At 38.1% G+C, this 12,671-nt stretch carries 7 protein-coding genes; all 7 read right to left on the bottom strand.

Annotated features, from left to right (window positions below; genetic code table 11):
* Nucleotides 1-2,163 carry an SUMF1/EgtB/PvdO family nonheme iron enzyme gene (locus B3P17_RS05880; RefSeq protein WP_252637715.1) on the bottom strand — a complete coding sequence of 721 codons (2,163 nt, stop codon included), beginning with the start codon at nucleotides 2,161-2,163 and terminating at the stop codon, nucleotides 1-3.
* 184 nt (nucleotides 2,164-2,347) lie between these two features.
* The gene (gene nifJ, locus B3P17_RS05875; RefSeq protein ID WP_252637714.1) at nucleotides 2,348-5,911 is read right to left on the bottom strand and encodes a pyruvate:ferredoxin (flavodoxin) oxidoreductase; all 3,564 of its coding nucleotides are present in this window, start codon (nucleotides 5,909-5,911) and stop codon (nucleotides 2,348-2,350) included.
* Nucleotides 5,912-6,000: 89 nt separating this feature from the next.
* Entirely contained in the window at nucleotides 6,001-7,194 is a 1,194-nt protein-coding gene (locus B3P17_RS05870; RefSeq protein WP_252637713.1) for an AAA family ATPase, read from the bottom strand.
* 188 nt (nucleotides 7,195-7,382) lie between these two features.
* Nucleotides 7,383-8,195 (bottom strand): transporter substrate-binding domain-containing protein, encoded by an 813-nt coding sequence (locus tag B3P17_RS05865; protein ID WP_252637712.1) that lies wholly within the window; start codon nucleotides 8,193-8,195, stop codon nucleotides 7,383-7,385.
* 7 nt (nucleotides 8,196-8,202) lie between these two features.
* Complete coding sequence (locus B3P17_RS05860; RefSeq protein WP_252637711.1) at nucleotides 8,203-10,308, bottom strand: putative porin; 2,106 nt, start codon at nucleotides 10,306-10,308, stop codon at nucleotides 8,203-8,205.
* Between the two features lie 97 nt (nucleotides 10,309-10,405).
* Nucleotides 10,406-11,521 carry a bifunctional histidinol-phosphatase/imidazoleglycerol-phosphate dehydratase HisB gene (hisB, locus tag B3P17_RS05855; RefSeq protein WP_252637710.1) on the bottom strand — a complete coding sequence of 372 codons (1,116 nt, stop codon included), beginning with the start codon at nucleotides 11,519-11,521 and terminating at the stop codon, nucleotides 10,406-10,408.
* A 58-nt stretch (nucleotides 11,522-11,579) separates the two neighbouring features.
* Complete coding sequence (gene hisC, locus B3P17_RS05850; protein ID WP_252637709.1) at nucleotides 11,580-12,608, bottom strand: histidinol-phosphate transaminase; 1,029 nt, start codon at nucleotides 12,606-12,608, stop codon at nucleotides 11,580-11,582.
* Between the last annotated feature and the right edge of the window lie 63 nt (nucleotides 12,609-12,671).

Genomic DNA, 12,671 nt, shown 5'->3' with positions numbered 1-12,671 from the left:
TTAATAGAATTTACCCCTTTCATCAAAGCTCCATGTTCTTACACATCTGAAACCAATGAATGAACGGCCTTTATCTTGAAATTCAACAGAACGATCTCCGGATTTAACCGTAGAGTCTTTCCATGAACCTCCTTTTACAATTTTACGTTTCAACACTCTTGGGTCTGCAAGTACTGCTCTATAGCTGAAATCAGGATTAGCTTCATCAGCCATACGGTCTACAGATTCCGTAAATGTTGTAGTTGTCCATTCTGCCGCATTACCCGCCATATCGTAAAGTCCAAAACGATTTGGTAAAAAGCTTGCCACAGGGGACATTAAGTCTTTCAAATCTTTTGATGCTCTGAAGTTAGCATGAGCGAGCCCATCGGTTGTATGCGTTTTATCCGAATACCACGGATAAATCAACTCCGAACGTCCGTTTCTTGCGGCAAATTCCCATTCAGCTTCTGTAGGCAAACGATATCCTTCGAAACCGTCTAAGCTACACTTCTTTTCAGCCAAATAGCGATCTGTACGCCATGCACAATAAGCATCCGCTTGTTCCCACGATACACCTACCACAGGATGATTATTATAAGCCTTATCATTAAAATATTTACCAACATATTGTTCACTCTTTGCATTAGCAAAGTCTGTCATCCATGCCATCACATCAGGGTAAACATTTACAATATATGTATTTGTAAAATCAATCTTATCTCCGTGCGATGATCTTGCTAACGTTTCGCGAATAATATCACCTCTTTGATTTACATAAGCTGTATCCTTGGATATAACTATAGAACGTGCATCGCCTTCTTTTAGTTTTGCCAAAAACGCATTATAACTTTTTACGTCAAACCAGTCATATTTAAAATTCAAAGCAGTATTTATCAATCCGGATTTATCCGCAGCAAAAGGATTTCCTCCTATCACACTGTTTATAGCAGCCTGTTCGCGTTGAGTTGGATTTTTCCAAGGAATTGGCTTACTCCAGTTTAAACGCTGCCCAACAGCACTATTTCGATCTTCTGGTCTTACTAAAACTTTAAACGTTGGGTCTCCTCCATACGCCGGATCTGCCAAACGCTCTCTTATAATAGAGTCACGCACCCAATATACAAACTCACGATACTGCTTATTTGTAACTTCGGTTTCATCCATCCAAAACGGGCTAACAGCAACAAGTTTACGAGGAACTTCATCTCCCCATAAAGGATCAATACCTGTCCCTAACTCTATATTACCTCCCGGAACAAGAACCATATTGTCACAGGCACGGGCTATATTGTAAGGCAAACGTAAACGAGTTTCAATAGCAGGGTCAATATATTTTGGATTTGTGAACTTATAGGTTACACCTAGTGTTGCCTGAGCTAGCCCATTATTACTTTTATCCCCTTTTTGTCCATCAAAGGTATCACTAAGTAAAACGACTCTTCCCTCTCCAAATATTTGCCAGTTACGAGTTAAATTAAAGCCTAAGTTCAAACCGCCGCTTCCACCAAAGAAAGTACCCTGAAGATTTCCTCTATGAGCAAAGCGCTGATACATGCCTACACCTACAAAAGGATTTATTTCGAACTTACGTTCGGGCTTATATCCATTTATAAGATTAAGAAAATTTAACTGCACATCTCCAGTTATACTCATATAACGTAAATGTTGCATATAATATTGTTCGTTTGGTTGATATTTTGTAGGATGCCAAACAGGCACTCCACTCTCATCAACAGCACTATACTCATAATCAACACCTTCAATCCAACCCATATAATCCCAAGCGGGATCTTTAGTTAACATTTTTAACCCTTCGCCATTCGTTCCATGTTTCCACCATCTATCGTAAGTTCCGCTCCAACCATCATTGAAGCCATGTATACTTCCTCCTGATATTTGAGCTCGTAGAGTAATTAATGTACTCATTCTACGACCAACGGAAAGTGTTGGAGCAAAGGTTAATCTACTAGAAAATGACGTCCTATTCCACGGAACACCATTATCATCCTCGCCCACATATAATTGGGCACCACCTCCAATGGATATGAACCACACTGGATCTTTTAACAAATATTCATTCCTCGAAGGAACTGAATATTGCTCTGAGCTTTGACGTTGAGCATAAGAAACTATTGATACACACACCAATAGCAGTGAAGTCAGTAAAGTTTTTTTGTTCATTTGTTTTGTAACAGTTATAGTAACGATATATCAAGTTTGGCAAAGATAATATTTTTTTTTAATATTTATTTATTTTCTTATCAAATAATAACTTAACTCAATAAACGATTGGATTTTGCGTGTTCTTAAAAACATAAAAGGGAAGCCTTTCCAGGCTCCCCTCTCATCGATAATATTTATTAATTTACAGTTCTTTTGTCTCGTCAAATTTGCCAAAACTGCTATTAGCTAAACGCTGATAACTATTATATCTCCACATCGCATTGTTCTGTGCTGCTTCATATAGCTCAGAAGCTTCAGAAGGATTTGATTTTTGTAGAGATGTATAGCGAACTTCATTACCTAAGAACGCTTGGAATTTAGACCAGTCAGGCTCTTTGCTATCCATTGTAAATGGATTTTTGCCTTCCTCTTCCAACATCGGGTTGTAGCGCCATAGATGCCAGTATCCGCAAGCAACTGCTGCTTTCTCTTCATCCTGTGCATGTCCCATTCCTTTTCTCAGACCATGGCTGATACAAGGAGAGTATGCAATAACTAATGATGGGCCTTTATATTCTTCAGCTTCTTTGATCGCTTTCAGACATTGTCCTTGGTTAGCACCCATAGCAATCTGAGCTACATATACATAACCGTATGTAGTAGCTATCATACCAAGGTCTTTCTTGCGAATCTTCTTTCCTGCTGCAGCAAATTTAGCTACGGCTGCTATCGGAGTAGATTTAGAAGACTGACCTCCTGTATTAGAGTACACCTCTGTATCCAATACCAGAATATTGATATCTTCGCCTGTAGCCAATACATGATCCAATCCACCGAAACCTATATCATATGCCCAACCGTCACCACCAAATATCCAGATAGAACGCTTGATTAGATATTGTTTCAATGAATATATCTCTTTGCAGTAGTCACATTTATCTTTCTCTACTTCCAGTAATGGTAACATTGCAGCTGTAAGTTCTTTTGTCTTGTCAGCCTCATCTTTATTTTCTACCCATTCTTTGTATAGAGCTTTTATTTCAGGTGAACATTTATCGCAATCCTGAGCTTGATTCATCAGTTTTTCGAGTCTGTTGCGCATAGTGATATTAGCCAAGGCAAAACCAAGACCATATTCTGCATTATCTTCGAATAGTGAATTAGCCCATGCCGGTCCTTTACCTTCTTCATTCTTACGGTATGGAGTAGATGGAGCTGAACCACCATATATTGATGTACAACCTGTAGCGTTGGCAATTAACATACGATCACCAAACAACTGAGTCACAAGTTTGATATATGGAGTTTCTCCACAACCAGAACATGCACCCGAGAACTCAAACAGCGGAGTTGCAAATTGAGAGTTCTTCACATTCAATTTAGTATCAATAAGATGAGCCTTGCTAGTTACATTCTTGACCATGAAGTCCCAGTTGTCTTGTTCAGGGAATTGTGATCCGATCTCAACCATTGTAAGAGCAGAGTTTCCTTTCTTACCCGGACATATATCAGCACAGTTACCACAACCAAGGCAGTCTAGCACATCCACTTGAATGCGGAAGCCCATACCATCAAATTGTTTACCTTGTGCTTTCAACAAAGTAACATCGCCCGGAACTTGAGCTTGCTCTTCTGCATCCAAAACAAACGGACGTATAGTAGCATGAGGACAAACATAAGCACACTGGTTACACTGTATACAGTTTTCGGCATCCCATACAGGCACAAAAGCAGCAACACCGCGTTTTTCATACTCTGTAGTACCATGATCCCATGTACCATCTTCACGACCTACGAAAACAGATACAGGAAGATCGTAACCACGTTGTGCATTTATTGGACGAACTACGTTTTTGATAAACTCAGGAGCGTCATCTTCTTCAGGTTTACCAACTACAATATTTGCCCATTCTGCCGGAACTTCAACCTTTTCAAGTTCGATACCACGATCAACCGCAGCATAATTCTTATTGATAACGTCTTCACCTTTACGTCCGTATGATTTCACAATGAATTTCTTCATTTGTTCTACAGCCAAGTCGTAAGGGATTACATTCGAAATCTTAAAGAATGCTGATTGAAGGATTGTATTTGTACGGCCTCCAAGACCAATTTCTGTTGCAATCTGAGTTGCGTTGATGATATAGAAATTGATATTGTTGACTGCAAGATATTTTTTCACATTATCAGGAAGGTAGTTTCCTACTTCTTCTTTGCTCCATACAGAGTTGAGAAGGAATGTTCCGTTTTTCTTCAATCCTTTAGTTACATCATACAAATGTAAATAAGCAGGAACGTGACATGCTACAAAGTTTGGAGTATTTACCAAATATGTAGAACGGATAGGATTATCACCAAAGCGAAGATGCGATGCTGTAAATCCTCCTGATTTTTTAGAGTCGTACGCAAAATAAGCCTGACAATATTTATTGGTATTGTCACCGATAATCTTAACTGTATTTTTGTTTGCTCCTACTGTACCATCCGATCCTAAACCATAGAATTTAGCTTCATAAGTAGTATCATCTACAGAAACTTCTTCTTTAAGAGGTAATGATTTGAATGTAACATCATCTACGATACCGATTGTAAAATCGTTCTTAGGCAGGTTCATTGCCAGATTTTCGTACACAGACATAATCTGAGCCGGGGTGGTATCTTTAGAAGAAAGTCCATAAATACCACCAACAATTGTAGGGGCATCAGCTTTACCGAAGAAACAGTCTTTTACATCCATATACAATGGCTGTCCAAGAGCTCCCGGTTCTTTTGTACGGTCAAGTACAGCTATTCTTGTTGCAGTTTTAGGAACTGCAGAAAGGAAAGCTTCAGCTTTGAATGGACGATAAAGGTGAACTGCTACTAAGCCGACTTTCTCTCCTTTGGCATTCAAGAAGTCTACAGTTTCTTTAATTGCTTCTGTTACCGAACCCATAGCTATAATCACACGGTCGGCATCTTCAGCTCCGTAATAATCAAACAAGCCGTATTTGCGCCCTGTAATCTTATTGATTTCTTCTAAATATTTTTCAACAATAGCAGGTACTGCATCATAGAATTTATTAGCAGCTTCACGCGATTGGAAATAAATATCATCATTCTGGGCAGTACCACGAGTTACAGGATTTTCTGGATTCAATGCTCTATCACGGAATCCTTTAAGAGCCTCCTGGTTAACAAGAGGAATTAAGTCATCCTGACTCATTTCTTCCACTTTCTGTATTTCGTGAGATGTACGGAATCCATCAAAAATGTTCATAAAAGGAATACGAGACTCGAGAGTTGCCAAGTGAGGAACAGCAGACAAGTCCATAACTTCTTGTACCGAGCCCGAGAAGAACATAGCAAACCCGGTCTGACGAGCTGCCATAACATCCTGATGGTCTCCGAAGATAGACAAAGCTTGTGCCGCCAAAGCACGTGCCGATACGTGGAAAACGCTAGGGAGTAACTCTCCTGCTATTTTGTACATATTAGGGATCATCAACAACAATCCCTGCGATGCCGTATAAGTAGTTGTTAGAGCTCCAGCCTGTAATGATCCGTGAACTGCACCAGCAGCACCAGCCTCCGACTGCATTTCCTGCACTCTGAGGATTTCGCCGAATATATTTTTGCGTCCGGCTGCTGCCCATTCATCAACATACTCTGCCATAGTTGATGATGGTGTGATTGGATATATCGAAGCCACTTCGCTGAACATATAAGAGATATGCGCTGCGGCCTGATTACCATCACATGTAATGAATTTTTTTTGTTTAGCCATACTTTTTAATAGTTGATTATCTTTTTTTAGTTTACATTTTTTTGATTTGGCTAAGTTGACAACTTTTCAATTATCAGCTCCTTATTCTTTTAATATAAAAAACCAAACAGCCATAAAGGAATAATATTTCTATCACCCCTCTCTAGATTTGCTATTACGTAAAGCATCTCCGGTTTATGTTTGCCTCTGGTTTTTTGACCATCTATCTTAAATTTATATTTCTTGTCATCATTTTCGACAATAAACATTCCGCTTTTAGCTCCTTTCTTCAATTTGCTATCGCTGTGATGCACCTGATTGTAGAAAAATGTTTCACGCAGCTCCTGATCATTCACATCTGATATTTTCAGAGGGAAAATCAGATTCGTATTATGCATATAGACCATGTCGGGTTTCTTTGGAAACTCCTCTCCTTCTCTATAAAGCATATTTATCAATCTGGCACTACGCAAATATTCCAGATAATTAGTCACTGTAGCTCTGGATATCTCACAGTCGGTACTCAATTGGCTGATATTGGGTTTGCCCGGTGCAGACAAAGACAATAGATACAGCAATTTTCTTAATTTGGGCAAATAAGACATCTCTATTTGTTTGATAGACAACACATCTACCTCCAACATCATATTTACCGTTTTGAGTAAATTTTCCGAAAAATTTCTTTTTTCAAGAAAAAACGGATAATAACCGTGATGTATATAACCCCATAGATGTTCTAAAGGGTTGATCTCTGAGAATATATTCTCTGCTATTTCACGATGATTATTTATTATGTCATCCAAACCATACGGTTTGAAATTCTTTCCAAATTGAATATTTAAGAATTCCCGATAGGAAAAACCTCTTAAATTATATACATCTACAATAGATGCCAGTTCTGCATCTTCTCCGAGCTTGTTCACAGTAGAGCCTGTAAATACGATCTTCAATTGAGGAAGACATTCGTAACATTCTCTCAATTCTTTAGACCACCCCGGATACTTATATACCTGATCAAGTAGAAGCGTCTTACCTCCTTTTTCTACGAACTCTTTTGCAAAACTAAAGATTGTTCTGACTGTAAAATAAAACTGATTCATATTGATATATAAACAGTCTCGTTTGTCTAGCTCAAAGAACTCTTTAGCATATTGCAGAAGGAATGTAGTTTTCCCGACACCTCTCGCCCCCTTGATTCCAATCAAACGGCGCGACCAGTCAATCTGTTGCATTAACAGCCTGGGAGTTGCATCTTCGAAAAGATGTTCAACTAAATACTTATGTGTCCGAAAAAAAGATTCCACTCGATATTCCTTAAAACCCCGACGAAGGTAACTTTTTTTTATGTCATTGCAAAGTCCACTTAGCAATTTTAATCATTTTTCTTGAAACAGCATATAAAAATGCAGAAAAATTTTATATTCGCATGGTGTATTTTTCAATGATGAATAACAAACTCTATTAGTTCTACTAAAATAGCGCTAAAAAAAACTCAATTATAGTATTTTTTGTATATTTTATTATATGCTTCCGTCCCCTTTATACGACTGATCCAAACATTCAGAGAATCAAGCAAGACAGGGGAGCTTTTCCTCACAGCCCAGGCCTCTAAATGAGTAAAACCTACAAAAGTTGAATAATCTATTTCGGGCGATGTCTTGGCAATATTAGCTGCTACCTTTTCGTCGCAAACTGCAAAATCGATATCTCCTGATGCTACCATCATAGCCAGCTGTTCGGAGCCGTAGGCCGGATCTTCCTTTATATATATTGTGTCCCCTATTTCATGCGCCAAGTTTTGTATCCGAAGGATAACCGGAGACTTAGCAGGAACATAAAGCGTTTTCTTAGCCAGGTCTAAATGACTCCTAATCGGATCTATATTATCATTATACTTTTTTTTACGTTGAATCAACACCTGTCTGTTCTGAGCAATGGCTTCTGTGAAATTTACAGAGTCGCGCAGCTCTGAAGTAACAGGTATATTCCTAGCCACAATATCGTACTTTCCTGTTCTCAATCCATCCATACTTTTATCTATACTAGATTCTAGCTGAATATCTATTTTTAAAGGAATATTCTCCTGTAATAATTCAATAAGGTCGTGATTGAAGCCAGCAATCGTATCGCCTAACACAAAGTAGCCAACAGAGTTATAGTCTGTAACTACGCGGAGTACTCCTTCGTGCTGAATCTGAGAATAGTCACGAAAATTCTTATCTGTAGCATTATTCCGTATAAAAATCCAAACAAAAATCAGAATAATAACAATTATGGGAACCGATAAGAAAGCCTTATTCTTCATAATTTTACTAATTATTGAATTGCCATGAAATTCCTAATTTTAAAACCCGAGGGTTTACCGGATAACGATATAAAGAGAATGATTCCGCACCAAACATCCCTTCTGCTACATTATACATCATAACAAAAAAGCGAGTATATTTTAGATGAAGGTTCAGATAAGCACTCACAACAGGAAATTCACCGAGTTTCATATCTTGTTGATTATAAAACTGCATAGTCAAAGGCTCGTAGCCCGGCATATGATATTTTGCATGAATATAAGCATCTGCGCCCAATTGCAATGTCAATACTCTAGCCAGTTTAGTAGTCAGGTATATATTTGAATACAAACTCCATTGAGGTAAAGGTAATGCTTCTTCACTCTTGGTGTATTGATATACAGCCTGATTATCCCAGTGAAAAATCCCGGATCTGAAATTCTGATCGAGGCGTAAAGCTATCACATGTATATCCTCATTGCTTTGAGCTATTCTCTTCTCCTGATTATAATATATAAGACCTGTTATATTTTCAACACCTCCACTTATCCGAGTCTGAGAAAATGACAGTTCTGGAAAAACAATCTCTCCGCCTATATAAACACGACGGGTATCTTTCAAACCCATATCCTTCCAGTTCCAATACTTAGATGAAAAATTGTTCTGAAAAAAACTTGGACTTATATTCTTTATATAAGCATTAGCTTTTACCGAAAAGTCTTTATTTCTGAAATTCAATCGAGTAGTAATTTCTCCTTCGAGCCTGTAATCGCTATTATGTAAATCTTTTTCGGCTGTAGCCCTATATCTTAAAAACTTCCCCTTTTCCTTCGTTAAGACTCCTCCTACAAGCAATGAATATTCACTTTCCTTCATCGATGCACCTGGAAGACCATACATAGTCCCTGATTCCTCGATACCTAAAAAAGGCATAGAATATTTACGCAGATCATGCTCAATGAAGGCTGTTAAACCAAATTTCGTCCATTTCCGGAAGCCTTCATTCATCGCTAATGCCAATGTATTCTTGAAAGAATAATATGACATATAATCATCAATATTCGCTTCATACTTCGGATCCGAAAGAGTAGTCCAGCCCTTCTCCCCATTCCAAAGCTGTGGGGTATATACATTCGCTATATTACTATAGTTTGAATTAAATCTGCGACGTTGATCTGTATAGTGCGTTGTAAAGATCACACTTGCTAACGAAACATAGTCCTTCTTTTTGCGTGTTCCCATCACGCTATCATTTACAGGATATGTTTCTGTATCATCACCCAGATCATATCTGTTAGTCACATACAGATTACGACCTCTGAGTCTGTTCCAAGTATCCTGCATTCGTGTAGGAATATCCAACGAACTCCCTTTGAAGTTTCCATTATTTACTACATTGGGATGGTCAGGGTTTGAAATATATAATGTATCGGATATACCACCATTCTCGATAATAGTAAAATTATTATTCTGGAAGTAAGCATGCATCTTATATTTGTCACCTATATAGCTGGCATAGAAGTCATAACTTACTCCTTTATTTGACAAAGAATTGTAAAATCCACGAGAATAGATATAGTCAAAATCAAAACCGACATTCAGTTTTTTACCCATATTCATAGATATCTCTCCCTGAAAACGATTTTCAGCACTTTCTCCACCACCTCCACTTTGATATTTAATCTCAGAGTAAGGCACTTTAGTATTATAGAACACCTGATCCTCCGGCCCTTTTCGCCATGCACGTACCGGATCTTGAAAAATAAAACGGGAAGGTTCGGGACGTTCAAAGAATATTTTGGATTGTAAAGGAGAGCCTACATTGCCCAAATAGCCAATGGCTACACCTTTCCCATCCACTAACATACTTTTATGAAAATCTATTACAGCCGAATCGCGAGGAATAAATATACGTTCTCCCAAACGTGGTGTTATTTTCCACACATATATATTAGGAACTTCTACTTTTACTGTATCTATTTTTCGTCCACTCGGAGGCAATTTACCAAGACTTGCAGATATAGAATCCGCTTTCTCCACTATTGCGGGAGACTGTAAAGCTTTCTTGTTTTGTGCTTCCGCAACAAGAGAAGCGAAAAGAAATAAGAAAAGAAATACTGTATATTTTTTCATTGGTGCAAACTTACACAAAAAATGAAAAATGAGTAGTTAATGTACCTTTAAAAACAGGCTTTTACTTTATTTATTGCATCAATTTCACATTAAATAGTCAAATCACGCCTTTGGTAGAAGGTAGTTCGTAATTGAAGATATCTCTCTTCTTCGCCATCTTCAAAGCTCTGGCCAATGCCTTGAAAATGCCTTCTATTTTGTGATGCTCATTCGCGCCTTCTGCCTTTATATTGAGGTTCATTTTCGCCGAATCGCTCAAAGACTTGAAAAAGTGCAGGAACATTTCGGTAGGCATATCCCCTACTCTCTCGCGATGAAACTCTGCATCCCAAACCAACCAAGCCCGACCTCCAAAGTCAAGCGCAACAGAACACAAACAATCATCCATAGGCAAGCTATAGCCATAACGTTCTATGCCTCTTTTATCTCCTAATGCCTTATATATGGCTTCACCTAAAGCAATAGCAGTATCTTCTATCGTATGATGCTCGTCTACATGCAGATCACCTTTAACTTGTATGGTAAGATCCATCCCCGAATGTTTTCCTATTTGCTCAAGCATATGATCGAAAAAGCCTAAACCTGTAGATATCTGACAATGTCCTTTTCCGTCCAGATTGAGTGCAACATATATATCTGTTTCTTTGGTCGTTCTTTTCACTTCTGCTTTGCGCTCTCCGGCAAACAAAAACTCAGAGATAACGTCCCAGTCGGTAGTTTGAAGCACACATATATCCTTTAGCTCATCAGGCAAAACAAACTCATCTTGCATAAATATAGCTTTACATCCTAGATTTTTTGCTAGCTCAACATCTGTTTGCCTGTCTCCAATCACAAAAGAATGCTCAAGATCATAATCACCTGTCATATATTTTCCTAACATACCTGTACGAGGTTTTCGTGTTGGGGCATTATCTTCAGGGAAACTTTTATCAATAAGGATGTCTTCAAATACAATTCCTTCTCCTTCCAGCGTCTTAAGCATTTTGTTATGTGCCGGCCAGAATGTATCCTCGGGAAAGGATGGGGTACCCAATCCATCTTGATTGGTAACCATCACAAATTCAAAATCGAGATTCTTTCGGATAAAATAAAGGTTACGAAAAACCTTTGGATAAAACTCAAGTTTATCGAGGCTATCCAGTTGATAATCTATCGGTGGTTCTACAACCAATGTACCATCACGGTCTATAAATAGAGCTTTCTTTTTCATTATAATATATTGTATATGCTTTTAGATCGGATTTCCCTCTCTATTGATATGTTTATGTTTATAACGCTCGCAAAGTTTTAATTAACATCTCATTTTCTTTATCAGTACCTACTGTTATACGCAGACATCCGGCGCACAAAGAGACCGAGTTCCTGTTGCGAACAATTACACCTTTATCTGCTAATTGCTTGTACAGGCTATTGGCGTCCTCAACCTTTACCAATATAAAATTGGCATCTGTGGGATATATTTTCTCTACAAAAGGTAATTTTGGCAACTCATTTATCAGATAATTTCGTCCTTCGAGCAAGGTCGCAATCCACTGCTTTCTTAATTCGAGTTTGTCTAATTCATCTCCAACAAAATTTTGAGTCAAAATATTTACATTGTATGGATACTTAACCTTATTGAACAGCTTAATTATCTCAGCCGAAGCAAAAGCCATACCTAGACGTACAGCAGCCAATCCCCATGCTTTAGAGAATGTTTGCAGAATTATCAGATTAGGATATTTATCAAGGTCATTCAGCCATGTCGCTTCAGAAGCAAAGTCTATATAAGCCTCATCAACGACTACAATACCCGTAAAAGAATCTAATACCTTTTTGATTTCTTCCCTGCTCAACAAGTTTCCTGTAGGGTTGTTAGGAGAGCATAAGAATATCAACTTTGTATTACGATCTGTTTTTTCGAGCAGCTTCTGAGCATCCAAATCGAAGTTTTCGTTCAGCAATACCTTCCGATACTCTATATCGTTCACCTCTGCACAAACCTGATACATCCCGTAAGTAGGATCAACGGCAACAATATTATCAATGCGAGGTTCGCAAAAGACACGAATAACCAAATCGATAGGCTCATCACTGCCATTACCTAAGAAAATATTTTCGGGAGCTATATTTTTTACCTTAGCTATTTTTTGTTTCAAAGACCACTGTAAAGGATCGGGATAGCGATTATACTTATCATTCAGTGGATTTTCATTCGCATCTAAAAACACAGATGCTTCTCCTTTAAATTCATCTCTGGCCGATGAATAAGGCTTCATATTCCATACATTCTTGCGCACAAGCTGCTGTAAATTCATTCCTTTAAACTGTTTAGTTTAGATGTCTTTTATCTTATTTATTTAACTTAACTACGCAGCGAG

Source organism: Dysgonomonas sp. UBA7630, assembly GCF_002483985.1.
In the GTDB taxonomy this organism is placed as follows: Bacteria; Bacteroidota; Bacteroidia; order Bacteroidales; family Dysgonomonadaceae; genus Dysgonomonas.
Note: the sequence above shows the minus strand (reverse complement) of the source record. Positions and strands in the feature narration are given on the sequence as shown.